A 26,269-nucleotide genomic window follows, 5' to 3' on the forward strand; every position below is an offset into this window, starting at 1 on the left:
ACCTTGCCATGCCTGGGGGGGCAATATTATTCCCAGAGCAGCGAAGCACCTTTTTTTTGCAAGGCAAAAGAGGGAGTTTACAGATATTGCGAGCTTCCGGCGTTTACATTATCGGAGGAGGGACCTCTTTCGGTGTTTCCGTTTAGTGGATGCCGTTCTTTAGCAGGGGTGGCTCAGTTCATTGAGCAGAACTGTCTTGGCAACATTCGGCGCTTAGCTGTGGAGGAAGGCGCGGGGGAGTTTGCGCCAAACCGCATGAAAATGAAGGCGGGAGAGGAGCCTTTGCCTTCACGCTGCATAAGAATTGCAGAGGATAGAGAGGGGCAGTTACTCATCAGCAGAAGCGGCATGGCGGTATGGCTTGAATCAGGGAGGGTCAAGTGGATCTCCCTTTTAAGCTTTGGCTGTCCTTTTCCTGGTCTGGCATTTACCCTTCCTCACAGGAGGTTGATGGCCGCGGTTCAGACAAACGAGCTGTTTCTCGTTCTGGCAAGCGTCCGGCAGATTACAGGGCTTGCAGGCACTCCCTATTCCATAACCAGGGAGTGCCTAAAAAGGGCGGAAAAAGGAGGTTATCCCTATGGTAAGCAGCTTGAGGAGTTGGTGGGGACGACTTATCTGACTAAGGAGGAATTGTGCCGCGCAGTAAGAGAACGGACGAAGGAACAGGAGGTTTCGGAGGCTTTGCTTAATGCCTGCGACCATTTTACAGTGGAGCTGGACGGATGGACATTTCGGATGGGAGAGGGCAGTTGGGGGAAGAAGGATTGTATATTTCTGGTAAAGATGGGTGTCGCTTCTTCAGTCCTGGAGTTGATTAAGGAGCCTCTGTGCTGGAGCCTTATACCCGATAAGAAACAGATTGACCTGGCCCAAAGGTCTGTCCTTAGGGCTAAGGAGAGGGCCTGGGAATTGAAGGATGCAGGGCTTCTTCGGATACTGACAGATTCCAAATGGCAGGGCCTTTTGTGTTTCCATGTGCCGGTGGACGTAAATAATCTTCCGTCTGAGCTTGGGTTTCTGGCAGGAGGTCTGGGCGTAGGGCTTTTGCAGGGATTGTATGCGGCCTGCTCTGCGTCAGGGACATGGCAGGCGTTCATCGATTACCAGGATATGGCTCATCAGTATTATCCGGATATGAGGGAATTTGGGTTCAAAGTCCTTGAATTGGGGGTGGGGATTGAAAATGGGAGGACAAAAAGCTTCTCTGCCAGCGCAGAGCTTCTCATAAATCGAATCTTTGGCGGCAGAACGGAGGCAGGAGAGGACAGCCAGACAGGTAATAATCTGGTTTTTGACGGATATTACCAGAGGGAGGAAGGCGGGGGACATTATGTGTTTAAGCTTCGGCAGGAGCAGAGCTACACTGTTTCCGGCTGCGCCTTATGCCGCCTTCTGGTAAACGGCGGCGCTTTGCAGGCAAACGGTCAGAAGGGAAGCTTTGTCCTTAATGGAGACATGACATTTGACGATATGGGTAAAATGGATCTCTACTCTTATGACAGGATTGGGTATCATGGCTTGGCGGTTAATCTGGATATGAGGGATGGAGAAAATGATTTTACGGTAAATATGGAAAGCCTCCAATTCGATTTGTCAGAGGCGTCAGTACGGGAGCATTCCTTTGCTCAGTGCTTCCCGTTAAAGCCTGTAGGAATCTCCTATGTCAGAGGTAGAACGCCCATGCAGGCGGGCTATGCAGAACTTAAGGTATCAAGGGAGGTAAGCGGGATAGAGGAGGAGTGGTATGGAATCTTTTGGCAGATTGACCTTGGGAACATGGGAAGCCTGGTAAAGCAGTATTCCCTTGCCTTAGAGCTTTTGACCGCCTGGAAGCCCTCTCCTGAGGATGAAATTAAGGGGGCGGACGGGAGTTTTTTGTGTGGGACGCCTAAGTATTTCACAGGGATACGGCTTTTGGCAAACGGAAATGCTGTCGGGTGGGAGATTCCCTTAGAAGGCGTGCTGACCCTGGGCTTTGGGGGCGTTGAGCTAAAGTCGAGAGAGAGGGAAGAAACAGGCGGGATGGAATATTATTTCCGGTTTCGCAATTTTGCTCTAAGGTTTCTGGGGCTTCGGTTTCCACAGACCAATCATGATATGTATTTAATTTCAGACGAGAATCAGACCTTGGGGTGGTACGGGTCTTTTTGCGAAGGAGAGTGAAGAAAGTGGCTTATACAGTACGAATCAGCTTCCTCAATGTCAATCAGGGGATGGCGGGAGTGGTTGAAATCTATGACGGGCTGATCGGAACTATGCCTGTGCCGCCGATTCCCGCTGCCGGAGGCGCATTGGTGCCTGCGCTGCCTGTGGGCGCGTCCCTTGTGGGAATTATGCTGGTTGATTTTGGATGTCAGGGCTCTGCGGGAATGGCGAACGATTTCTCTGTACAGTACGTTCAGCAGTTGATGGCCCTGCGGGGAATGAACGTAATCGACGCGGTATCCATAAGCCATCTGGACGACGACCATTACTCCCTGCTTCGCCATCTGGGGGCAGGAACCGTGATTGAGGATTTGTTTATCGGCGGGGAGGATGCAAACCGAAATAATATTGGAATACTGCTAGGGCAGCTTGCGGCAGGAGGAATCACCTTCAACAATATTTTCCATCAATTTAACGGGTATGCCGAGAATGGCCCCGACCCTTATCTGAACGAGGATGGTGTATGGGTATTAGGGAATCAGGACAATGTGTGCTTTAAGATATTGCTGGCAAATGCCCAGAATTTGTACAATCCGCCCCCTAGAAGGGCTGCGGATTTTATCAACACAGGATCTATCATGCTTCTTTTGTATTCCTTCCAGTTAAATGGAAATGTACGGATGATAGAGAGCTCTTTTTTATTTACAGGGGATGCCACCACAAAAACGCTGATGTTGTTTAACGGCCTGCCATTTGCAAACAACTTCCTTGGCGAGCCGAAAGGGATGTCTGTTCCCCACCACGGCTCGGACAGCTCCATTCGCTCCAGAGGAGGGAATTACACAGACCTTACGAATCTGCTGACCCGTTATCAGCCGGCGACGGCTGTGGTAAGCGCCGGATATCATATGGGGTACAAGCATCCGGGGAAATACTCCATGTACTATTTTCGGGAGGCTCTGAGAAATCCAGGAGGCCCCTTTCAGATACCTGCTCCCGCTGTACTGCCGGATTCTGTTCCCCCTCCGGCGGCGTCTACCCATGTGAATTCCATTTATCAGGGAACGGGAAGCCGTGCAAGAATCCGGATGAATGGAGGAAACGGGTATATAAGAATCCAGAATTCTAATTTTTATCCTATCGAGGAAATGGTGAATTTGTATAATACATCTACCGCGTGGGGAACGCCTTTTGCGAGAAGAAATGTGCATATTGATTTTAACAGTGTCAATCAGGGAAGTTATACGATTACCTGGAATGAATTCTAAGTACAAGAGAGAGGATCAGGAGGATGAATCAAAGATACCAATGGGTCAGAGAGCTTTTTGCCTTTGGTCAGCCGGAGATTCTGATTAGAAAAGAAATCCGAGACGGTCAGTCAGAGCTTGAGAAGGTATTTAGCCGGATTCCGGACAGGCTGGGGATGGAGGCCTTGGCGGTTTCAGAGCCAATGTTTTGGGAGAGAAGGGACGGCTATACCGCTAAGGGGAATGTTGTCTGGAACGGGAGGGATTACATAATTAAGATAAGGGGAGGGGAGCCGGATATGGGAGAAAGTATTTCGGTTTCTTTAAACCTTAAGAACAAGGGCGGCCCTATGTCCTTAGATGAGTGCTATCCTCTGGCGGGAGTCCGGCTGGCGGATGATTTTTTTGCAGTCAAGCGGGAGGATTTTTATGAGGGAATCTATGCGGCGTCCTCTGAGATTGGCTTCCTGTGCGGCAGAGGAGAAGAACAGGGCTTAGGGGCTAACTTCCGGTTATGCCTTCGTTTTACAAAAGATTGTCCAATGTGGAGACGGTTCGCGGTACTGATGCCGGATGCAGACATAGAGATTCTCTTTGAGGGAAGGATTTTTCCCGCTTCCCATCCAGTCTCCTATGAGGTGACAGGGGAATATCAGCGTCTTGTGCAGTTTCCCTTCTGGAAGGGGAATATCAGCACCACCAGATGCAGGCTTACCCTTCAAAGCCACACAGAGGATATCTATACGCTGCCAAGGGAGGTCGGCGGCGTGTCCGTTTGGGAGGAATACATGAGCCAGGCGTATTGGGAGGGTGCGTTTGATTTAAAGCTTGAGTCTTTTGGCTTACCCGAAATCTGGCTGAGAGAAAAGCTGTACATGCATGGACAGCAGTTTAATCTGTCGGCTTCATTTGGGGAAGGTCTTGTGGTCGGCCGTGTGTTTGAGTTGATATCTGTCCTGTCTGGACGGACAGATATGATTTTGCCGCCGGACTGGCTTTCTCTGGATTCCGTAAAGCTTACGGATGTGGCGTTACGGATGCAGAAGGAGGTGGCAGTGGAAGCAGTATGGCCGGCCAACAAAAAAGAGGTATTTCAGGGCGTGGCTCTGGTAATCGAGCTGCCTTTGCCAGCGGTTCCCATTCCTTTTTTTGCCGATCAGGATGAGCCTGCCGCTGCGGCTTTCATGCTTCAGTGGGATCTTTTGCAGAGCTCTCCCATGCCTTCTTCCACACTGGCGTTTCGGAGTCATTGGAAGGGATATGGAGTGAACCTAAATCTGGATTTATCAGAGTTTTCCTTTATCGGCCGCCTTTACCGAGAGGCAGAAGGAAAATTGGAGACAGGGGCTTCTAACGGAATTTTTCCAGGTTTTTCCAAGCTGGTTCTTACTGACCTTCGTGTGGCCGGCAATCTTCCTGAATCCTATTATGCCATCCAGGTTACATTTGCAGAACCGAAAGAGGAGAAACTCCCCCTGGCAGGGAGGATGTTGGATATTATCCGAATCGGCGGATGGGGCTTCTATACGCCGGAGGGGCTTGGTCTGGGGCTTGACCTTCAGGTGGTTTTGCTTGGGGCGGTTTTTGGGATTTCAGGCAGTTATGCTAAGGAGGGGGAACGTCAGGTGATGACCCTTTTAGGAGAGCTTCATACCCCGCTGTCGTTGTTAGGGCTTGTGGGCGAGCTCCTGGGAAATCCTTTAAGCGGAGACGAATTTGATTTAAGTATTACACGGCTTCACTTTAGATATGTGACGGAACTAGGGGAGAGGGAGAGCAGGCTTTCAGAGGGGAATGTCAGGAATTTTGAATTTTTGGCGGAGATTGATTTTAATTGGAGTGCAGTTGATTTAAAGGCGAAGACGGTGTTTGAACTTAAATGGAGCCGTAAGGAGGAGTTTCAGATGAGCCTGTCTGCCCAGGTGGAATTCTTTGGCTTTCTGGCGAAGGCTCTCTGTGATGTAACCTCAAGGGACGGGACGCTTGAGATGGAAGGGGTGCGCTTTGAAATCCGCATGGCGGGGCTTGACCTGACGGCAAGGCAGCAGCAGGAGAGCGGTAGTCAGGTTTTGCGCCTTGAGATTCGCGAGATTAATCTTGGAAGCTTGTTAGAAGCTCTGGTGGATTGTATCATTCCAGGGACAAGCTGGTATCTGCCCTGGCCTTTTGGGATATTAAAGCAGGTGACCCTTAAGGATTTGTCGGTGATGATTGACAATACGAAAGGGATTGTGCGGGTAAAATATGGAATCGACCTGAAAATACTGGTATTTCATTTAAAGAGTATTGTACTGGAGTATGGGGACGGACGAAACGGGCAGGAGGAGTATTTTACCCTGACGCTGGATTTGGGATTGGTAACGGGAGAGAGGGCGGCATTGGAAGATAATTCAGAGCCCTACGTCATGGATTTCTTAAAAGGCTTATATCCGCCGATTCCCAATCTTGGAAATTCTAAGTTCCGCCTTCGCTATCTTGCCATTGGCCAGAGGGTTAAGGTGGAGGTTCCAAGGACATTTGACGAGGCTGGGATTAGGGATGTCCTTTCGCAGCTTCGCAGACAGCTTCGAGAGGACGGCGCCCCTGTCCTGGATGCAGAGAATAACTGGGTGGCGGCTCTTTGGTTTACGTTGATGGACAGCATTGATGTGACGGTGCTTCTGTGTGATCCCCGCATTTATGGACTTCAGCTTGAGATTGGCAAAGGCTGTGACATGACAAAGGATTTGGCGGGGCTTAAGCTTGTCGTCCTGTACAGCAAGGTAACAGAGAATATCGGTATGTTCTATGCCAGGTTGTCCCTGCCGGAAGCCTTCCGAAAAATCGAGCTTGGCGCAGTTAAGCTTCAGCTTGGGGAGGCTGCGGTTGCCATTTATACCAACGGCGATTTTAAGATTGACCTTGGGTTCCCCCATGGCGGCGATTTCTCCCGTTCCTTTGGGCTTACTTATCTTATTTTCAGTGGAAAAGGAGGCTTTTATCTGGGCGTTCTTCACGGCGAGACGTCTGCCCAGGTGCCAGAGGCTTCAAGGGGGCATTTTGACACGGTGTTAGAGCTTGGGGTGGGGATCAGCGCAGGTTTTGAGCGAGATTTTTCCTTAGGGCCAGTGCGTTTTGGCGCTAGTATCCAGATGGTTGCAATCTTTCAGGGAGTTATTGCACAGTATGTACCCCAGGAGTGTGATAGAAAGGACGCCACGTATTTTAAGGTGAGGGCCATGGCAGGGGTGACGGCCTCTGTGTATGGGGAAGTGGATTTTGTGGTTTTGAAGATTAGTTTTTCTGTAAATCTGTCCGTGACTGTGGACCTTACCATTGAAAGCTACAGGAAGACCCTTCTTAGGCTTCAGGTACGGGCAGCGGTGCGGGCATTTATCAAAATTTTGTTTATCAAGATTCATTTTAGTTTTGACTTTCAGTGGAACCCTGTCTTTACACTGGGGGAGGATTCCCTGGCGCCTTGGGAGACGCCGGTTCGTATGGCTAAAAGGGAGACGCCAAAGTATGTTCTGGACTTTCGGGCGCTCAGAGTGTTTGAGCATCCAAGGGAGATTGAGGCTATGCTGACTCCCTACGGCGGGGTGGAGAGGGCTTCTTTAAACGGGATTTCAGGAGGAGAGGTGCTGCGTCGTGTTGCCGTTCTGCCTTTGCTGTATGGATACCAGGACGGTACGGCAAAACGCTGCCAATTTGAAAGCTTGGGTGAGTCGCCTGTGGGAGTGCTGGCAGCGGCATTGCTTCGGCGCTGCTGTCTTGCTCTTGGAATGGGGGAGGAGATTCCATTTGAAGCTTTAGAATGGCTGGCCAGTGAGCTGGCGAGGCCGGAGGTATTTGATAGGGGCTTTGGGTGGGAGATTTTGGAGGAATTCCTGACGGACAATCTTCATGTGCGTTTCCTTCCCTGGGAGCGTAAGGATACCAATGAGGAGGAACACAGGATTCCCTTTCCGATTCTGCCTTTGGCGGCGGTTTGCTGGCAGAGCGGAGATATTTTCCAGCAGTATGACCTGTCCTTGGAACCACTGATTACTACAGAAATGCTTAGGAAAATGGAGGATTATTATTCCATGCTGCGTCCAAAAGGGACAGGACTTTTGGAGAATCTGGCCAGAAATCGGGGAGATGGACTTCCAATGGCAAAGTGGATGTTCTGTGATTATTTCTACCTGTTTTCCAAAGTTGTGGTGTCTCAGGCATTGCAGCATTATCCAAAAGGGGAACCGGCGGCGTCTCTTTCGGCGTTGACAGAGCAGGTCTTAAAAGAGGAGGTGCTTAATTCCATCAGCGGCTTTGTATCAAGGAGTGTGCTTGGAGGCATGCGGTTTGCCTATGAGGATAGAGGAGAGATGGCGACAGAGAGCCTTTTTACCTATGCAAAGCAGCAGTATGATGTAGGGGGACAGCCTGACAGTCAGAAAGCTTCTGTACAGGGAGAAAATCCGGCAGAAGAAATGATTTACTGTATAAGGAGCACCAAAGCTGGAGGCTGGTTTGACCTTGATGAGATACAGATGCATTTGACTCCAGAGGACGTGGAATTTCCGCCTTCGTCTATGGAAGTGTCTATGGACTGTAAGGTGCTGCCCTATTACCAGACCAAACAACGGATTCTGGAATTAAAGGGCGTAATTGAGGTGGAAGGAATTCCTTTGCGCCGCATTTATACGATAAACGGAACTTTACCGAAGAAATATCGGGTGGAAGTCTGTGAGGGGGAGGAAATACGTGACATTGAGGGCAGGGTGCGGCCTTGCCGTATATTGCGCGTACCTCTGACTTGGGCTGCCAAGGGTAAGTTTGGCGTGGAATGTCTGGGGCAGGAGGCTGCTGGTATACTGGATACCTTAGACCTTGAACGGGTAGAAATGGCAGAGTGCTATCGCGCTGCCAATGCCCCTGGCGAGGAAGGAAGCGGTCTTGCGGTTGTTGATGGGGAAATATTTCTGTTCCGGCAGAATCTAAGCATGGAGGCCCAAAAGCCGCTTAAGGGACGCAAGATCAACGGCGCCAGGAACAGTGCGTATCTGTCAGGGCAGCGGCAGGAGTTTCTAAGGCTTCTTAAGGATGCGTCCAGGGTGAATTCCAGAGGATATTTTCTGACCTGTGACGTACCAGAAGAGGCAGTAAAAGAGGGATTTTTAGAGCTTTTGTTTTTGCTGTACGCACAGGGAGAGGCTGACAGCCTTGTGGTGGATTATGAGGACAGCCAGAGGCACTCCCATCGTCCGGTGGTGATGACAGAGGAAACCTATGACACGCCGGTGTATCGTTCGGGCCATACAGGGATTTCCCTTGAGATGGACGAGCCGGAGACATTTTTATCCCAACCCTTTCAGATGCTTCTAAGCAGGGTAGAGTCAGCGAAAGAGAGGCAGAACGTCTCGTATCCTATGCATTACGGCATACCCTTGGAGGAAGGAAGGGGATTTACGCCAAGTGGGTTAAGCCTTCCGGTGGTGCCTCTGACAGAAGGAGAGAGGGCGAGGTTTACGCAGATTCTTCCCTTGTATCGGTGTTTTACTGATGATGAGGACCCCTATGGAGGGATTCTGGATTATGAGAGTTTAAAAATCCGGTTTGCATTGCTGGATGTAACGGGAAATGAAACCGGAGAGGGGCTTTCGATGGACGTGGAATTAGGCTATACAGACCCCTTGGAGTCTCCGAGCGTTTATCCCAAGACCTGGTTTGGCTACAGCCTCCGTGACAGTGGAGGGAATTTGGAGGTTCAGGTGACGGTTGCCTGTAAGAATCTGGAAGATGGTCTGGATGAGGAGGAGATTTTGCTTGCCAGGCAGGCCTACTTTCAACTTCTGCAAAGGGATGCAGAGCTTTGGCTTACGGTGATGGGAAATCGTCAGAAGCAGGAAAAGAAGGATTTGTTGGATTATTTGGATGAGCTGCGTAAGGGATATCTGCCAAAGCGCCAAGTTACGTTTTGCCAGTCTGTCCCCCGTCCTTTGGATGAGGCGGTTTACGTTGACGTGTGCCTTGTGATTGAGAGGGACGCCTCCTATTTATCCTCCCTGCTTCCCTCAGAGAGGGTAAGGCAGGCGGTATCCGTGGCAAAAGCGGAGGTTCCTCCAATGGAGGATGGGATTTTGGATACGCAGATTGCCAGATTGGGAAGTACGGGAGAGCTGTATCATCTTCATTTTCCAGAATGGGAAATTGAAGAAGGGGCCGTTGCTTATTCCTTAGCGCCTCTGAGCAAAAATCTGATATCCTTGTCAGAGCTTCAGGTGTACACCCTGTCGGGGGAGGAGGCGTCTGTCAGCTACTCGGATGTAGATTTGGAAGAATGGGCGGACGTATTTTTTCAGGATTTTGAGAGGGTCATTGGGCCTGACTCAATGCTTGAGCTTAAGCAGGAGGAATTGGAGGAGCTGCTTGAGATGAAGGAGGAATTTGCCGAAAGGCTTGGCGCTCAGGCGGTTGCTGTGGAGAGGGATGTACAGGAGGAACGAAGGAGAGAGGCGGCGGTAGATTTTTTTACTGAGCAGTTGAAGCAGAATTTATATCTGGCGAGGCAGACGGATGTAGTGGCAGTATACAGGACTACGACAGTTCTTAAGAAGAATCAGGCGTATCTGGGCGTGCCAGGAGAGCTGCAAGGCTTAAGGGAGCCTGGGGCAAAGGGCAAGCAGACAAAGGGCATGGAGGATAAAACCAACGATGTAAGCCTGGCTCTGGGAAAGATTCGGGAGGATGGGCTTCTGGCTCTTTCCCTTCGGTGCGGCAGGAGGGAACGTCACAGGAGGGTGACTGGGAAGGTAGGGCTTCAGATTACGGATTTGGAATGGCAGGACGGGCAGGGAGGACTTCCAAGGTACTATTCTTATCTGTTTCCACAGACGAAGCAGCTTCGGGTAAATGTGCCCCTTCCAGCCCGTTATTTTCCGTCCCTTCCAGTTCTTATGGGGCATGAAGCCCTTTCTTCAACGGAGCTTCTTGAGTGGGATTATCGCTTCTGTTTTTCACACAGGACGGCTGCTCAGGATGGGGTGAATATTGAGGTTCGGTTTGACAAAACCAAAAAAATTCGGATGGGCTATACGCTTCCAGAAGCATTGGGGCAATACATGTTTTTGCGGGAGGATATCTTAAATGCAAGGGAGGGCGCGGCTAGGGGTATGCTTTCTGCCAGCCGAGAGATACTGAATTCCTGGGGAGTAGACGAAGGAAAGCAGGCGGCCTATAATGGTGAGGATGGTTTTGGATTTGTTCTGTCGGTGGACCCGCAAAAGGAGGAGTTGATTCTGGAGGGCGCAGACGCAGGAGTTGAAATGCAGTTGGTTAGCGGAGAATGGACAGCGCTTAAAGGAGAGGGGAATCGATATGAGATTCCCGAAGACGCTAAAAGAGAGCCCTATCTGTATCGTTTTACTTTACAGGGGCTTCCTCTTGGGCCGGTACGGCAGGTGAATACGACGGTCTGGGTGGCGAGGAATCAGACCATTCCCAATATTGCGCCTGAGTTTGTGCTTACCACGAAGCCAGTCCGGTTTCCGTCGGCGTTAAAGCCCTTTATCCTGCGGGAACAAAGCGTTGAAATGGGTGGCTTCGATGAGGCTTATTTTACACAGAGCATCAGAAAGCTGTGTCAGGACTTTGGAAGCGCGGCATTGGAGATAAGCTTTGGCAGGAGGCTTGCCGAAGCCTTGGATATGTATCTTTGGCTGCCGGTTCTCTATCTGCCGGATATTTCTAAGGATACATGGGATAAAAGCCTTCGGGAGGGGTATGAGGAGATTGAGAAATGGATGAAAGAAAATATCAGTGAAAAGGTATTGGAGGATGGGGTAGTCAGAGTCCATCTTAGCCTGTCTGACGTCAGTGACAAAACGTATTGTAAGGCAGATTTAAAAGAATTAATTTTTAGGATTCAAAAAAACTGTTGATAATCTGGCTATAGTAGTAGTACAATGCTAATTGACGGTAATATCAAAAGGATATGTGTATGATACAGAACAATATAGGGAAAAGTAAAGGAGAGATGATTTATGAAAGTAGTAGCAACAAAGAAAGCGCCGGAAGCATTGGGACCGTATTCACAGGGGTATGTGCACAACGGAATCTTCTATTCCGCAGGCCAGGTTCCGATTAATCCGGAGACAGGCGAAGTAGAGGCGGACACCATTGAGGGACAGACAGAGCAGGTATGCAAGAATTTAGGGGCAGTCTTAGCAGAGGCAGGAACAACCTTTGATAAGGTGCTTAAGACCACCTGCTTCCTGGCAGATATGGGAGATTTTGCGGCATTTAACGAGGTGTACGCAAAGTATTTTACATCCAAGCCGGCGAGAAGCTGCGTAGCGGTAAAGACTCTGCCGAAGAATGTAAAATGTGAAGTGGAGCTGATTGCAGTTGTGGGCGAATAAGCAAAGAAACTGACTGCGGTTTTGAGTGAATAAGAAAAGAGGTAATGAATTATGGCAGAAGAACAGCAGAATGGCTGCACGTCGTCTGACTGCGCCGGATGCGCCCATGCAGGGTCATGCAGCAGCAAGCCCCAGGACTTGAGAGAGCCGGCGAATCCATTTTCCAAGATAAAGAAGGTAATCGCTGTTGTCAGTGGTAAGGGCGGTGTTGGCAAGTCCTTAGTGACTGCAAGCCTGGCAAGAATGATGCGCGAGCAGGGATTTCAGGTAGGGATTCTGGATGCCGACGTGACGGGGCCTTCCATTCCGAAGATGTACGGAATCCACGAGAAGGCAAAAGGAGACGAGGCGGGAATCTTTCCCTGTGAGGCCAAGGACGGTACCAGGGTTATGTCGGTGAACCTGCTTCTTGAGAATGAGTCGGATCCTGTCATCTGGAGAGGGCCTGTGATTGCAGGCGTTGTGACCCAGTTCTGGACGGACGTTATGTGGGGAGAGCTTGACTATCTGTTCGTGGACATGCCGCCGGGAACCGGCGACGTGCCACTGACGGTGTTCCAGTCTCTTCCGGTGGACGGCGTGGTAATCGTGACGTCTCCACAGGATTTGGTGCAGATGATTGTGAAGAAGGCTTTCAATATGGCGAAGGCTATGAATATTCCGGTACTTGGGATTGTGGAGAATTATAGCTATCTGGTGTGTCCGGACTGCGGGAAGCAGATTTCCGTGTTCGGGGTTAGTCATGTAGAGCAGGCGGCAGAAGAACTTGGAATTCCGGTGCTTGGGAAGATGCCGATAGATGCAAGACTTGCTGAGGCGGTGGAGAATGAGAAGTTCCATGAGATCAGCAACGAGTATCTTAAGGCGGCTGTGAATCAGATATAGACGAAGGAATTGTGGCGCAGGCGGCAGGGAAGGGCTGTCTGCGTCATTTTTTGAGTTCATAGGGAAAATGTGAGGGATAAGGATAAAAGTCCTTAGGAAAATGTGGGAGATATAGATAAAAGTCCTTAGGAAAATGTGGGAGATATAGATAAAAGTCCTTAGGAAAATGTGTATATAGCTTGAAAAAATGCAGATAATAATCTATAATTATTAGAGAAAAATATTCTTGGGGGACAGGATATGTATCGCAGATTGATTGAACATTTAAAAAGCTGGAAAGAAAGTCAAAATCGTAAGCCCATGATTCTGCGAGGCGCCAGACAGGTGGGAAAAACATGGCTTATGAAGGAATTTGGCCGTACCTGTTATAAAAAGTGCGCGTATATTTCTATGGATGAAAATGAAGTTATGGAGGAAGTATTCAGGGATGCATTTGACATTTCAAGAATTATCACGGCCCTTGAGATTGCCGTGGGCTTTCAGATTGAGCCAGGTAATACATTGATTATATTTGACGAGGTACAGGAAATACCAAGAGCGTTAAAGGCATTGAAGTATTTTTGTGAGAATGCGCCAGAATACCATGTGATTGCCGCAGGTTCACTTTTGGGTGTGGCATTGCACGAGGGGACTTCATTCCCTGTGGGAAAGGTTGAATTCTGCGACTTATATCCTATGGATTTTTGGGAGTTTTTAAAGGCGTGCGGCGAGGATGGTCTGGCAGATTTACTAACTGCAAGAGATTACGGATTAATCTCTGATTTTAAAAATAAATATATGGACTATTTGAAGTACTATTACTATGTGGGAGGAATGCCGGAGGTAGTGTCCGTTTTTTCAGAGGAAAGGGATATGAAGCAGGTTCGTGTCATTCAGAAGCGTTTGCTTGCTGCCTATGAGAATGATTTTTCAAAACATGCACCGAAGGAGGTTGTCACACGGATACGGATGCTATGGAATTCCGTTCCGACACAGCTTGCCAAGGAGAATAAGAAGTTTATATACGGACTGATACGGGATGGGGCGAGAGCCAGGGAATATGAGGTGGCGATTACCTGGTTGATTGACTGCGGGCTGGTATATAAAATAAACCGTGTAAGTAAACCAGGTTTTCCCCTTCGTGCTTATCAAGATTTTAAGGCGTTTAAACTGTTTGTTTTAGATATCGGTCTTTTGGGGGCAATGTCGGGGCTGAATGCAAAGATTATATTAGAGAAGAGTCGTTTGTTTGAAGAATTTAAGGGTGCGTTGACAGAGCAGTATGTGATGCAGCAGTTGGTTGTTAATCCCGAAAATGATCTGTTTTACTGGTCTTCTGAGAACGGAACAGCGGAGATTGATTTCCTTTTGCAGAATGAGGAGGGAATCATACCAGTGGAAGTGAAGGCGCAGGAAAATCTGCAGGCGAAAAGCTTGAAACTGTTCTGTGAAAAATATCATCCTAATCTGGCGGTGCGGACATCTATGTCCGATTATAGAGAGCAGGACTGGATGGTAAATATTCCGCTGTATCTTGTTGGAAGGGATTTCTTATGATAAGGAGAGGACTGCTTGCGATGTATAAGATATTGATTGTAGAGGATGATAGGGTAATCGCCCAGGCTCTTGCCTCCCATCTGGGCAAATGGAATTATGAGACAAAATGCGTTGATGATTTTAAGAATATAGTGGATGAGTTCCGCAGGTATGACCCCCAGTTGGTTCTCCTTGATATCATGCTTCCGTTTTTTAACGGGTTCCACTGGTGCCAGGAGATTCGGAAAGTGTCGGAGGTGCCGATTATCTTTCTGTCTTCCGCAAACGACAACATGAACATCGTCATGGCCATGAACATGGGCGGTGATGAGTTCATCGAGAAGCCTTTTGATTTGAATGTGGTGACGGCAAAGGTGCAGGCAATCTTAAGGCGGTCTTACTCTTTTCAGGGTACGGTCAATGTGATGGAATACCATGGGGCAATCCTGAACTTAAATGATGCGACGCTGGTAAATAAGGAGCAGAAGACTGAGCTTACGAAGAATGAATTCCGTATCCTTCAGATGCTTTTGGAGAATGTGGGAAGGATTGTATCCAGAGACAGTATTATCACCAGGCTGTGGGAGAACGATGAGTTTATTGACGATAATACGCTGACGGTAAATGTCGCAAGGCTTCGGAAGAAATTAGAGCAGATTGGACTTACGCAGATGATACGGACGAAAAAAGGGATTGGGTATATGGTGGAGCAATGAAGACAACGAGGGCATTTTTTAGAGAACGAAAGAGAGAGCTAGGCTTATGCGCCATATTGCTGGGAACTTTTGCGGTAGTATCTTATCTGTATGGCATCCGTATGGATGCGGTGGAGTATGCCCTTTTGTTATCAGCAGTCTGGGTGCTGCTTTTAGGCATACCGGACTATCTGCGGTTTGTGCGAAGGCATAAGGAACTGCTTGAGGCAGAGAAGGGCTTGGAGTCGGGAATTGATGGAATACCGGATGCCTGTACTCTTTTGGAGGAGGATTATCAGAGGATTATTACGAGGCTGTATGAGGCGAGGATTGAGGCAGAATCGGCAGGGAGAATCGCCAGGCAGGAGATGGTGGACTATTATGGGATGTGGGTGCACCAGATTAAGACACCCATCGCGGCAATGTATGTTCTGCTTCAGGCTTTAGAGGAGTGCCAGCTTGAAGACGAGGGGGCGCCTCAGCATACCTTGACGGATGAAGCCCAGACGCCCGAAGGGGATAAATTACGGGGCACCCTTGGGCATCCTTTCAGGGATGAGGCCCATTGGCCCCGTGTAGGCATGGATTGCGGTGCGCCCTTTGGGTATCTAAAAGAGATGAAAATGGAATTGTTCAAGATTGAGCAGTATGTGGAGATGGTCCTTACTTACCTGAGGATGGAGGAGATGTCCTCTGACTTGTCTTTTGAAAGCTGTTCTCTGGATTCCATTATTAAGCAGGCTGTCCGCAAGTATTCCCAGATGTTTATTCTTAAGAAGATTCAGCTTGTATATACGCCGATTGAGATGAAGGTTCTGACTGATGAGAAGTGGCTGGTTTTTGTGTTAGAGCAGATATTGTCCAATGCGTTGAAATATACCTCCACAGGGAAGATATCGGTTTATACGAAAGGGCAAAATTGTCTTGTGATTGAGGATACCGGAATCGGAATCTGGCCGGAGGATTTGCCCAGGGTATTTGAGAAGGGATTTACGGGTTATAATGGGCGCAAGGATAAAAAGTCTACGGGGATTGGGCTGTATCTGTGCAAGTCGGTGATTGATAAGCTTAAGCACCAGATTTGGATTGAGTCTGAGGCGGGAAAGGGGACGAAGGTGTATCTGTCGCTTCAGAGGAATATGATGAGGCATGAGTGATGTGTTTTCAAAGGTAATCGTTTCTAGTCACTTTTTTCGTAATTTTTTAAAAGTGGTGATGAGAGATACAACGGAAAGGCCGGAAGGGATTAAAGCTGGTGGGGTCAGATGAAGATATCGTCAGATCTCTTTTAGATTAAGTCTTTACACTTGTTACATTGCTAATTATAATGTATTGTAAATATTGATTAATGTAAGTATAGTAAAAGGTAGGAAAAACAGTATTATTAGAAAGTCTTTATAAAATATATAAGTCGTTGAACTGAAATATAGGTGATATCATGGAACTTTCTGATGAAAAATCAAGTAGAAATAATTTTTTAAATGATTATGAGGACGATATGGATATGAACATATATGTGAAAATAAAAGAACTTGCAGATAAATATGCATCAGAGCTTAAAAATCAGGTAGATGCTCGAATTGAGGAAATGAAAAGTGATGACACGTCGCATTATTTGATATATAGAGTATTAGGGGTTACTAATCAAGAAGGAAGTTTTATTGATTTATATCAAAATAAAGGACGATTTTTATATAAGTATGCAGGTGCATTTTTGGAAGAAGCTGCCTGTATGTGCATAAAGCATAAATATTCTAAAGCTGCAAAAATAAGAATTCCAAATACGTTGGGGAGTCGCCCCAAGACTTTTGAAATTGATTGTTTGGTTGATGGAATGGCACATGAAATAAAATGGAGAGATGCAACAACAGATGGGGACCATATTACAAAAGAGCATACACGAGTTAAAGTTATAAAAGAGAAAGGTTATACGCCCATAAGAGTTATGTTCTATTATCCACAACGTTCGCAGGCTAAAAAAATTCAAGAAACTTTAGAAACCTTGTATAAGGGGATTGGTGGGCAATATTATTATGGTGATACTGCTTGGGAATATATAAAAGAAATGACAGACATTGATTTGTTGGATATTCTTCAAAAAATTGCAGATTCAAGGAAGTGATAGTGAAATGGTAATACAGGGAGATTGTTTGGGAGTTTTGAAACAGATGGATCGTAATTCAGTTGATATGATTTATTTAGACCCACCTTTTTTTTCGCAGAAAATACAGTCTTTGAAAGATACACAAGGGAATGAGTATTCCTTTGGAGATACTTGGAATAGTCGGGAAGATTATTTAGATTATATGAGGGTACGTGTATATGAATTGAAACGAGTTTTAAAAGATACAGGAAGTATATTTTTGCATTGTAACGAAAAGGCATCACATTATTTGAGAATAATATTAGACGATGTTTTTGGAGAAGACAACTTTAGAAGTGAGATTATATGGACGTATAAAAGATGGTCTAATTCAAAAAAAGGATTGTTGCCAGGGCATCAAACAATTTTCTTTTATTCAAAAACAAATGATTATAAATTTAATATTGTTTATACAGAGTATTCTCCAACCACTAATATTGACCAAATTCTTCAAGAGAGGGTGAGGGATAATAGAGGAAAAACAATTTATAAACATGACAATAATGGTGAAGTTATTTTGTCGAAGGAAAAAAAGGGAGTTCCGATGTCAGATGTTTGGGAGATTCCATTTTTAAATCCCAAAGCTAAAGAACGAGTTGGATATCCGACACAAAAACCTATTGAATTACTTGAAAGAATAGTTCGTATTAGTACTGATGCAGGTGATACGGTACTTGATCCTTTTTGTGGGAGTGGAACGACAATAGTTGCGGCTGAATTAATTAATAGAAAAGGAATAGGAATTGATATTAGCCAAGATGCAGTAGAAATATCTGAAAATAGATTAAAAAATCCATGTAAAACAGAATCCAGATTACTGAAATTAGGTATTGAATCATACAAGACAAAAAATGATATTGATAGTGCCATTCTAAATCAATTGGATTGTGATGTGGTGCAAAGAAATAGGGGGATTGATGGATTTCTAAAAAAATATTATAAAAATGCACCTGTGGCAGTGAAAATCCAAAAACCAACAGAAAGTCTTAGTGAGGCGGTGAATTTGTTAAAAACAGCAGGAAAGAAAAAAAAATGTAGTGTAACAATTTTAATACGCACTCAAAATGACGATTTAATCAGGAATATTAATATTCCGTCAAATATGGTCATAATTGATGATTATAAGATACAACTTGAAAATGAATTAAAAGAAATGTCTCTTAATGTATGTGCGTCAATTATGTAATTATGTTAGATGCTATGTGTCAATTAAATACGGATCAGGTGATACATTCTATACGTCAATACTTTCTAAATAATGGAGGGAATTGAACTTAACTGGAAAATGAAAAATAAGAGTGATGGTAAAAAATAATTGAATAATATTTTGAGCAATAATAAGAGGGACTACTTACCTTGATTAACAATCAACTGTGAGAAGTCCCTTTTTTATTTTCGCAGAGTAACTTCCTCTGCGAAAATTATTTCTAAAGAACATATTTATTGTAAACACCCAACCCCCATAAGTCAATACCTAAAATATTTTTGTAATAATTTGGTGCAGATTTCTTACAAAGATTTAGAGAGAAAATATATAATTTCTTATATTATATATAAAATAATTCGATATTTGAAATAAAAACTGTTAATTTATATAGAAAATCAACAGCAAATTTTCGCAGAGGAAGTTACTCTGCGAAGTTGGAGGGATTGGTATCTGGTACTTAATAGACTGCCGCGGTCAGGAGGAGGCGGAAGCGGTTGTTTCATATAGAGAATATTTAACTACAGAAGCAGCAAAAGACATTTTCCTGCTGACATATGACCGGATGCGCCGTTATGAAGGGGCGTGGCATACGGAAAAGAGACTCTTATTCCCCTCCTATGTGTTTGTGGAGAGTGAGAATAGAACGCTTCTTTTGGAGGAATTGAGAGAGCGTGGGATGGAAGCATTTTTTTTGAATGAATTGGGAGAAAGAAGAAGGAATTCATTTCCTGCCAAGAAACCCGTAAAAAGTGAAGCTGCCAAAAAGGGTATTCCATTACTCTGTATCAAGCAAGCTGAGGAGAGGTTTTTAAAAGATTTATATGGAGACAGCCGCAATCTGAAAATGTCAAGGGGGATCGTCAAGAACGGGGTCACCCAGGTAACAGCAGGACCTCTGAAGGGATTGGAAAAGAGGATATGCAGGATTGAAAGGCATAAGAGGCTTGTAAAGCTTAAGATGTCTACAGAACAGAGTATTGGCTATATTACGGCGGGGTTGGAGATTACGGAGAAGATTTAGAAAGTTGGCTAAAAATAAGGAGAGGATTGCATGAATACGAACTGGTGTGTAATGCGGACAATTCCAGGGAAAGAAGCAGAGGCGGCTGCATTGATGGAAAAGAAAATCAGCCGTAAGCTATGGGATTCTTTAAGGATACTTCGGAAGCAGCAGCTATTCCGCACAAAAGGGATGTATCTCCTGAGTAAGAAGGAAATGTTTCCAGGGTATATTTTTGTGCATACAACATCGCCAAAGGAGCTTAGGAAGGAATTGGAGAAATCCAGGCAGTTTCCCCAGTTGGTGGGCGGCCAGGGGATTGACATTGTACCGGTGGAGCCAAAGGATTTGAAATTCCTTAAAAATGTCTGCGGCGAGAATTTGGGGCATGATATGAAGTTGTCTACGGTACAGGTGGACGATGAGGGGCAGGTAAAAAGCGCGGCAGGAGTGTTAAAGCCCTACCTAAACCAGATTACCAGACAAAGGCTCAGACATCGGTATGTGACGGCCAGGGTTCGTTTGTTTAACCGCCAGGAGGACGTGCTGTTCGGGATACGAGTGGAAGGAGATCCCAGGTAGGGAGAGTGTGCATAGATGAATGATTTTTTAACTGATTCGAGATTCAAGGATATTGTTCCATTTTCATCCAGGATTTGTCTCTCCAGCCCTACCATGCATGGTGACGAGCAAAAATGGGTGGATGAAGCAATCCGGACAAACTGGGTTTCTACAGTTGGGGAAAATATTAATGAAGTAGAAAAAATGACTGCTGAAATAATTAATCGAAAATATGCAGTTGCTTTGTCTGCTGGAACGGCGGCATTGCACCTTGGTATCAAACTGGTTGGAGAAAAACTCTATGGTCAGCCAAAGATTGGTCATGGTACGCTTGAAGGTCGTAAAGTATTCGTATCAGACATGACCTTTGATGCTACAGTCAATCCAATTGCCTATGAGGGCGGAGAACCTGTTTTTATCGATACTGAATACGATACGTGGAACATAGATCCAATAGCTTTAGAGAAAGCGTTTGAGCTGTATCCGGATGTGAGAGTTATTGTAGTCGCTCACTTATATGGTACACCAGGCAAAATTGACGAGATTAGGGCGATTGCTGATATGCATGATGCACTTATTGTAGAGGATGCTGCAGAATCATTGGGCGCTACATACAAAGGTATACAAACCGGTAATTTTGGCGCTGCATCAATTATTTCCTATAATGGAAATAAAATTCTGACTGGCAGTTCAGGTGGAATGTTTTTAACAGATAAAATTGAGGATGCAAATAAGATAAGGAAATGGTCCACACAGAGCCGAGAGGATGCTGCATGGTACCAGCATGAAGAGATGGGCTATAATTACCGCATGAGTAACATTATTGCAGGGATCGTTCGTGGGCAGTTGCCATATTTGAATGAGCATATTGTTCAGAAGAAGCAGATTTATGAAAGGTATAAGGAGGGTTTGGCTGATCTTCCTGTAAAGATGAATCCGTATGATGAAATTAATAGTGAACCTAATTTCTGGATGAGTTGTATGACTATAGATGAAGAATCTATGTGTCAACAGGTGCGAGGGGAAAAGGATAGCTTATATCTGACAGAGCCTGGGAAATCCTGCCCGACAGAGATTTTGTCTGCTCTGAGTGCATTCAATGCGGAAGGCCGTCCAATTTGGAAGCCAATGCATATGCAGCCGTTGTATCGGATGACCCCGTTTATAACTGCCGATGGCAATGGTAGAGGGCGGACAAATGCGTATATAAGTGAGTCCGGAACGGATGTTGGAGCCGATATTTTCAACCGTGGGCTGTGTTTGCCGTCTGATAATAAGATGAAACCAGAGGAACAGAACATAATTATCGATATCATCCACCGTTGTTTTCTGTGAGGAGAAGCGCATTGGCTGCATATGCATGAGGAGTTAATTGGACTGCCTTGCAAACCGTGGAAATAGGAATTTGATAAAAGCGTTAGTACATCTTATGTGAGAGGGGTAGTTTATGCAGCATAAGTCATATGGGCCATATGAGAAATACATAAAGCGGCCACAGGATTTTTTATGTGCTTTATTGGCGATTATTGTCCTGTCACCGGTCATGCTGATTACAGCAATTCTTGTGAGAGTGAAACTGGGATCGCCTGTGTTGTTCACACAGGAACGGCCGGGGATGATAGACCCAAAGTCGGGAAAAGAGAAGATATTCAGGCTGTACAAGTTTCGGACAATGGCAGACGGAACCGATGAGAACGGGGAACCCTTACCTGATGAAGTCAGGCTTACGAAGTTCGGGCGCACACTTCGCTCCACCTCCCTTGATGAACTGCCAGAGCTGATTAATATCATCAAAGGCGATATGGCGGTGGTAGGCCCACGGCCGCTTCTGGTGAAGTACCTTCCGTATTACACAGAAGAACAGCGCAGACGCCACATTGTTCGTTCGGGACTGACTGGTTACGCCCAGGTACACGGCCGCAATACAGTGAACTGGGACGAAAAATTTGAGATGGATGTTAAGTACGTTTCAAATATTACATTTCTTGGCGATGTGAAGATCATTTTTGAAACCGTCGGTAAGGTATTCAGGCGGGAGGGAATCGCTTCAGAAACCTCCGCAACCATGGAGGATTTTAGAGATTACTGCGACAGTATTGGCAGAGTCCCAGAAGGGGTGGGCAGCAGGCAGACAATGAGTAGATTATAGATAACAGGGGTGGAAGAATGAAAGATCCACTGATCAGCGTAATTGTACCAATTTACATGATAGACAGATACATCGGAATTTGCATAGAGAGCATTATCAGCCAGACATACAGAAACCTTGAGATCATTTTGGTCGATGATGGCAGCAAGGACAGATGTTCCGAAATATGCGACCTGTATGCGAAAAAGGATCCGCGTGTCCGGGTGATACACAAGCCGAACGGCGGCCTTGTATCCGCCAGAAAAGCGGGGCTTCAGCAGTCTAACGGCGCTTACATAAACTATGTTGATGGCGATGACTGGATTGGTCCGGGATTTATAGAAGGACTTTATACTGCGGCATCCACTTCCGGTGCTGACATGGTCTGCGCCGGACATACCCGCGATCTCTTTTCCAAATCGGCGCATTTCACCAATGCTCTCCCTGCGGGGATATATGAAGGGGAACGGTTGAAGTGGCTCTGGCAGAACATGATTTTGTTCGGCTCCTTTTACCGTCCGGGGATATCCACATATGTCTGGAACAAGCTGTTCAAGAGAGAAGTGTTATTGGCTCCGCAGTCGTCTGTGGACAGCCGTATTTCCATTGGTGAGGACGGCGCGGTGACATACCCGGCTCTTTTGAACTGCAAAAGGGTGGTAGTGACAGACAATGTTGCCTACCATTATAGACAGAGAGAAGATTCCATGCTGAAGCAGAGCGCCAGTTATAGCGTGGAAGCACAGAAGCTGAAATATCTGTATGACTATATGATGAGATGGAGTCAGTCAACCGCCCCAGAGCTTGACATAGCGTCTCAGGTAACGGATTATATTCTTTCCATCGCAATCATGCGCTCCGGTGGAAGGCTGCCGCAGGATGATTTCTCCACTTTTGACACAGCTTACTATGGCAAGGATGTGGTTATCTACAGCGCAGGGACGTTCGGTCAGCAGCTGATCGCAAGGTTCAAGGAAACCGGGCACTGTAATGTGGTCGCCTGGCTGGACGATGATTACTGGGAATACCGGAGGTGCTACATGGATGTCGATCCGGTGGAGAGCATTACATCCATAGATTATGACTATGTTCTCATAGCTGCCGTTGACCCCGGTGTAGCAAAGAGCGTTAAGAAGCGCCTGTTGGATCTTGGCATCAGTGCTGAAAGGATTCTGACAGTATCGGTGCTGGACGACAAAGAAGGACTGATGAGCCGATTCCTTGACACAGACACCATAAAAGTAGAAGAAGCGAAAAGAAAACGAGAGGTATTGTCGCATGCGTGATTTTACTACAGAAATTTTATCTGCCAAAGGCCCCGCCATTCTTGCCGTTGGACAGGCAGGATATATCATCAAAAGCCATAACGGGCAGTTACTGGCTATAGACCTCTATCTTTCCAATTGTGTGGAACGGGTGGAAGGGAATAAGGGCTATAAAAGATTGCTCCCTCAGATTTTGAATCCCAGTGATATCGATTTCGATGTGGTAATCTGCACACACCCGCATCTGGATCATTTTGATATTGACGTAGTACCGGAGCTGTTGAGTAACGGCAGGACAAAGCTGTTCTGTTCGGCGGACTGTGAGAAGCTGGTTCATCAAATGCAGATGGAGTATGATTTCCTGTCTATCACCTATGTAAAATCGGGAGACCATTGCATTGAGGGAGATTTCGATATCATGTTTGTCAACTGCGATCACGGAGCTGGCGCACCGGATGCGGTCGGTGTGGTTGTAAAGGTGGATGGAAAGACGATCTATGAAGCCGGAGATACCTGCCTGAGATTAGACCGGATCAATGAAATCCCACAGCTGCTTGACGTGTTGATCGCTCCAATCAACGGTGCATATGGGAATCTGAATGAAGATGACTGTGCGGTTCTGGCCGAGAACCTGAAACCGGGAATAACGATTCCGTGCCATTATGGAATGTTCGCATCCCACCACGGCGATGTTGGCAAATTTTATGACATCATGACGGAAAAGAAACTGCCTTTCCTGCTCATGCGGCAGGGTGAACAGTATCAGCTCTGAGGGAGCGGGAAGGAAAAGAAAATGAACAACGAGGCAAAAGAATCAAAAGATTCAAGAGAAGTAAAAGTTGCAAAAGAAACAAGAGAATTTGAAGGGAAGAAGCTTCTTATCCTTGGTGGGAACCCGGAGACTATTCCGCTGGTGGAGATCGCCAATAACTGGGGGATTAAAACGATTGTCGTATCCGCAAGGCATACCGATCCTGCAAAGACTTATGCGTGGAAAGCATATGATTTTGAAGGATTGGATACGGGGGCAGTCATCAAGATCGCCACGGAAGAAAAGGTGGACGGCGTCCTCGTCGGCGTGGCGGATATTCTTGTTCCCATGTATTGCAAGGTCTGCGAGGCTCTTGACCTTCCCTGTTATGCGACACAGGAAATCGTGGATGTGTTCAGCTTTAAGGATGTCTTCAAATCCACCTGTGAGAGGTATGGTGTCCACGGCATCCCGGAGTTCTATCTGGACAGTAGCATGAACCCGGAAGATCTGGCGAAGATTCAGTTCCCCGTCATGGTGAAGCCCGTGGATAATGGCGGCGGCGTGGGCATGACGGTTGCCTACAACGAGGAAGAACTGAGAAAGGGTGTAACGGTGGCACTGGAAAACAGCCGCACCAAACGTTTTATCGTTGAGAAGTATATGCAGTGCGAAGACATGGGTATGTACTATACCTTTAAGGATGGGTATTGCTCCGTTTCCTGTATTTATGATCGCTATACCACCGATGAACAGCCGGGGCTGTCCCGCGTCTGCCTCGGCGGTACCTATCCATCCAAGCATCTGGACGAGTATTTTGAACGGATGCATCCCAATGCTCTGCGTCTCTTCAGGGAGATCGGGATTAAAAATGGTGTGCTAATGCTCTCCGGTTTCTATGAAAATGGCGAGTTTTATGTGTATGACACCGGTTTCCGCCTTCAAGGCGAAGCGCCGCATCTTCTGATGAAGGCAATCCACGGTTTTGACCAGAGGGAGATGCTGATCCGTTTCGCACTGACCGGATCTGAGGGTGACGTGGAGCTAAAAATGGAAGATGACACTAGGCTTCGAGGCAAGTGGGCGGCTACGCTTTGGTTCCTGCTGAAGGAAGGCAGGATTGCGAAGATTGAGGGTCTGGACAGGCTGGATCAGGACGAGAGAGTGGTTGCTAACATTCAGCGTCTGCATGAAGGCGACACTGTTCTGCCTGAGTGGATCGGAAACGAAAAACAGGTGCTGACGAGAATGTACCTTATCTGCAACAGCAGGATGGAGCTGGCGGATACATTGAAATATTACATGAACACAGTGAAAGTGCTGGATGAAGAAGGAAACAATCTGCTTCTGAAAGGCTTTGATGTTAATAAAGCATTGGAACTTAAATGATCTCTTCCGCCATATTTCCGCTGTTTAGCAGGTGAGAGAAGATAGATTTGCCTGTAGAATCTGCGAAAATGGAAGTTGATAAGAGAAAGGAAGAGAAAATAGATGGAATTTAAACGACTGAAAGATAAAGTGATTGTGATATCCGGGGGCACTAAGGGAGTCGGCAGAGCATTCGCTGAAGTCGCGGGAAGAGAGGGTGCTAGGGTTGTCATCGGCGGGCGTGATGAGAAAGCAGGAAAGGAAGCTGTCAGGAATATCAGGACATTCGGGTCAGAGGGCTTGTTCGTCCACTGTGATCTTCTGAAGGTTGACGACTGCAGGAATCTGTTTGATGCAGGTTATGAGAAGTTCGGCAAGATCGATGGATTCTTCAACTATGCCGGAGTCACGCCGGTAAGTCCTCTGGATGCCTGTGATGAGGAAACCTTTGACTGGGTGATGGATGTAAACTTCAAAGCCGCGTTCTTCTGCTGTCAGGAAGCCGTGAAGTATATGCGGATGAATGGCGGTGGCAGCATTGTCCTCACCGGTTCAGCCCATGGGTGGGGAGGACAGAAGGATAGAGCTGCTTATGCATGCAGTAAAGGCGTGTTGCGGATATTGATGGAGCATATCGCCCACCAGTATGCATCTGAACTGATCCGATGCAATTATCTGACGCTTGGCTGGACCCCGACTGAGGGCGAGGTAAGCCTTAGAATTTCACAGGGCGAAAGTGAGGCGGAGTTGCGGAAACGCGCGGCGGAAATCCTTCCGATGGGGCGGATGTGCGAACGGAATGACTACATGGAAGGGCTGCTCTACCTGATGAGCGATGCAAGCGCGATGATGACGGGGAGCACGTTCAGGCTGACTGCTGGGGAGTATATTTGATAATAGGAGTTTCTAAAAAATGATATGCAATAGCTTTTCTGGAATAATGAATAGGCGAAGAACTAACCTGCGATAAAAGAC

General features: G+C 46.6%; 18 protein-coding genes. All 18 read left to right on the forward strand.

Annotation, left to right across the window (positions count from 1 at the left end):
- Positions 1–3 precede the first annotated feature (3 nt).
- Positions 4–2,166: a hypothetical protein gene (locus GN277_RS09175; RefSeq protein ID WP_159750795.1), complete on the forward strand. Its 2,163-nt coding sequence runs from the start codon at positions 4–6 to the stop codon at positions 2,164–2,166.
- Positions 2,167–2,171: 5 nt separating this feature from the next.
- Positions 2,172–3,416: a ComEC/Rec2 family competence protein gene (locus GN277_RS09180; protein ID WP_159750796.1), complete on the forward strand. Its 1,245-nt coding sequence runs from the start codon at positions 2,172–2,174 to the stop codon at positions 3,414–3,416.
- Between the two features lie 23 nt (positions 3,417–3,439).
- Positions 3,440–11,296: a hypothetical protein gene (locus GN277_RS09185; protein WP_159750797.1), complete on the forward strand. Its 7,857-nt coding sequence runs from the start codon at positions 3,440–3,442 to the stop codon at positions 11,294–11,296.
- A gap of 102 nt (positions 11,297–11,398) precedes the next feature.
- A complete protein-coding gene (locus GN277_RS09190; RefSeq protein ID WP_159750798.1) occupies positions 11,399–11,776 on the forward strand; it encodes a RidA family protein in 378 nt (125 codons plus the stop codon).
- A 51-nt stretch (positions 11,777–11,827) separates the two neighbouring features.
- Positions 11,828–12,661: an Mrp/NBP35 family ATP-binding protein gene (locus tag GN277_RS09195; protein WP_159750799.1), complete on the forward strand. Its 834-nt coding sequence runs from the start codon at positions 11,828–11,830 to the stop codon at positions 12,659–12,661.
- A gap of 240 nt (positions 12,662–12,901) precedes the next feature.
- Positions 12,902–14,197, forward strand: a complete 1,296-nt coding sequence (locus tag GN277_RS09200; RefSeq protein WP_159750800.1) for an ATP-binding protein — start codon at positions 12,902–12,904, stop codon at positions 14,195–14,197.
- Positions 14,198–14,217: 20 nt separating this feature from the next.
- Complete coding sequence (locus GN277_RS09205) at positions 14,218–14,892, forward strand: response regulator transcription factor (RefSeq protein WP_159756532.1); 675 nt, start codon at positions 14,218–14,220, stop codon at positions 14,890–14,892.
- Positions 14,889–16,028 carry a sensor histidine kinase gene (locus tag GN277_RS09210; protein ID WP_244324644.1) on the forward strand — a complete coding sequence of 380 codons (1,140 nt, stop codon included), beginning with the start codon at positions 14,889–14,891 and terminating at the stop codon, positions 16,026–16,028. Before GN277_RS09205 ends, GN277_RS09210 begins: the two co-directional genes overlap by 4 nt.
- A 281-nt stretch (positions 16,029–16,309) precedes the next feature.
- On the forward strand, positions 16,310–16,993 hold the full coding sequence (locus tag GN277_RS09215) for an ApaLI family restriction endonuclease (RefSeq protein WP_244324645.1): 684 nt from the start codon (positions 16,310–16,312) through the stop codon (positions 16,991–16,993).
- Positions 16,974–18,200 (forward strand): DNA methyltransferase, encoded by a 1,227-nt coding sequence (locus GN277_RS09220; RefSeq protein WP_244324646.1) that lies wholly within the window; start codon positions 16,974–16,976, stop codon positions 18,198–18,200. The genes GN277_RS09215 and GN277_RS09220 overlap by 20 nt, the downstream gene beginning before the upstream one ends.
- Before the next feature lie 583 nt (positions 18,201–18,783).
- On the forward strand, positions 18,784–19,242 hold the full coding sequence (locus tag GN277_RS09225; RefSeq protein WP_159750801.1) for a hypothetical protein: 459 nt from the start codon (positions 18,784–18,786) through the stop codon (positions 19,240–19,242).
- A 30-nt stretch (positions 19,243–19,272) separates the two neighbouring features.
- Positions 19,273–19,803, forward strand: a complete 531-nt coding sequence (locus GN277_RS09230; protein ID WP_159750802.1) for a transcription termination/antitermination NusG family protein — start codon at positions 19,273–19,275, stop codon at positions 19,801–19,803.
- A gap of 15 nt (positions 19,804–19,818) precedes the next feature.
- On the forward strand, positions 19,819–21,117 hold the full coding sequence (locus tag GN277_RS09235; RefSeq protein WP_159750803.1) for a DegT/DnrJ/EryC1/StrS family aminotransferase: 1,299 nt from the start codon (positions 19,819–19,821) through the stop codon (positions 21,115–21,117).
- Positions 21,118–21,229: 112 nt separating this feature from the next.
- Positions 21,230–21,931 (forward strand): sugar transferase, encoded by a 702-nt coding sequence (locus GN277_RS09240; RefSeq protein WP_159750804.1) that lies wholly within the window; start codon positions 21,230–21,232, stop codon positions 21,929–21,931.
- A 17-nt stretch (positions 21,932–21,948) separates the two neighbouring features.
- Positions 21,949–23,196, forward strand: coding sequence for a glycosyltransferase family 2 protein (locus tag GN277_RS09245; protein WP_159750805.1), 1,248 nt, complete (start codon positions 21,949–21,951; stop codon positions 23,194–23,196).
- Complete coding sequence (locus GN277_RS09250; protein WP_159750806.1) at positions 23,189–23,947, forward strand: MBL fold metallo-hydrolase; 759 nt, start codon at positions 23,189–23,191, stop codon at positions 23,945–23,947. Before GN277_RS09245 ends, GN277_RS09250 begins: the two co-directional genes overlap by 8 nt.
- Positions 23,948–23,968: 21 nt before the next feature.
- Positions 23,969–25,315, forward strand: a complete 1,347-nt coding sequence (locus GN277_RS09255) for an ATP-grasp domain-containing protein (RefSeq protein WP_159750807.1) — start codon at positions 23,969–23,971, stop codon at positions 25,313–25,315.
- 102 nt (positions 25,316–25,417) lie between these two features.
- Positions 25,418–26,188 carry an SDR family NAD(P)-dependent oxidoreductase gene (locus GN277_RS09260; protein ID WP_159750808.1) on the forward strand — a complete coding sequence of 257 codons (771 nt, stop codon included), beginning with the start codon at positions 25,418–25,420 and terminating at the stop codon, positions 26,186–26,188.
- Positions 26,189–26,269 lie beyond the last annotated feature (81 nt).

Source organism: Sporofaciens musculi (assembly GCF_009830285.1).
GTDB classification, from domain to species: domain Bacteria; phylum Bacillota; class Clostridia; order Lachnospirales; family Lachnospiraceae; genus Sporofaciens; species Sporofaciens musculi.

What these genes read in the sequence shown, in the direction of transcription:
- GN277_RS09230 (WP_159750802.1), top strand. Translation starts at nt 19,273, where the DNA reads ATGAATACGAACTGGTGTGTAATGCGGACAATTCCAGGGAAAGAAGCA.
- GN277_RS09240 (WP_159750804.1), top strand. Translation starts at nt 21,230, where the DNA reads ATGCAGCATAAGTCATATGGGCCATATGAGAAATACATAAAGCGGCCA.
- GN277_RS09245 (WP_159750805.1), top strand. Translation starts at nt 21,949, where the DNA reads ATGAAAGATCCACTGATCAGCGTAATTGTACCAATTTACATGATAGAC.
- GN277_RS09235 (WP_159750803.1), top strand. Translation starts at nt 19,819, where the DNA reads ATGAATGATTTTTTAACTGATTCGAGATTCAAGGATATTGTTCCATTT.
- GN277_RS09200 (WP_159750800.1), top strand. Translation starts at nt 12,902, where the DNA reads ATGTATCGCAGATTGATTGAACATTTAAAAAGCTGGAAAGAAAGTCAA.
- GN277_RS09250 (WP_159750806.1), top strand. Translation starts at nt 23,189, where the DNA reads ATGCGTGATTTTACTACAGAAATTTTATCTGCCAAAGGCCCCGCCATT.
- GN277_RS09185 (WP_159750797.1), top strand. Translation starts at nt 3,440, where the DNA reads ATGAATCAAAGATACCAATGGGTCAGAGAGCTTTTTGCCTTTGGTCAG.
- GN277_RS09215 (WP_244324645.1), top strand. Translation starts at nt 16,310, where the DNA reads ATGGAACTTTCTGATGAAAAATCAAGTAGAAATAATTTTTTAAATGAT.
- GN277_RS09255 (WP_159750807.1), top strand. Translation starts at nt 23,969, where the DNA reads ATGAACAACGAGGCAAAAGAATCAAAAGATTCAAGAGAAGTAAAAGTT.
- GN277_RS09225 (WP_159750801.1), top strand. Translation starts at nt 18,784, where the DNA reads ATGCGCCGTTATGAAGGGGCGTGGCATACGGAAAAGAGACTCTTATTC.
- GN277_RS09210 (WP_244324644.1), top strand. Translation starts at nt 14,889, where the DNA reads ATGAAGACAACGAGGGCATTTTTTAGAGAACGAAAGAGAGAGCTAGGC.
- GN277_RS09205 (WP_159756532.1), top strand. Translation starts at nt 14,218, where the DNA reads ATGTATAAGATATTGATTGTAGAGGATGATAGGGTAATCGCCCAGGCT.
- GN277_RS09195 (WP_159750799.1), top strand. Translation starts at nt 11,828, where the DNA reads ATGGCAGAAGAACAGCAGAATGGCTGCACGTCGTCTGACTGCGCCGGA.
- GN277_RS09190 (WP_159750798.1), top strand. Translation starts at nt 11,399, where the DNA reads ATGAAAGTAGTAGCAACAAAGAAAGCGCCGGAAGCATTGGGACCGTAT.
- GN277_RS09260 (WP_159750808.1), top strand. Translation starts at nt 25,418, where the DNA reads ATGGAATTTAAACGACTGAAAGATAAAGTGATTGTGATATCCGGGGGC.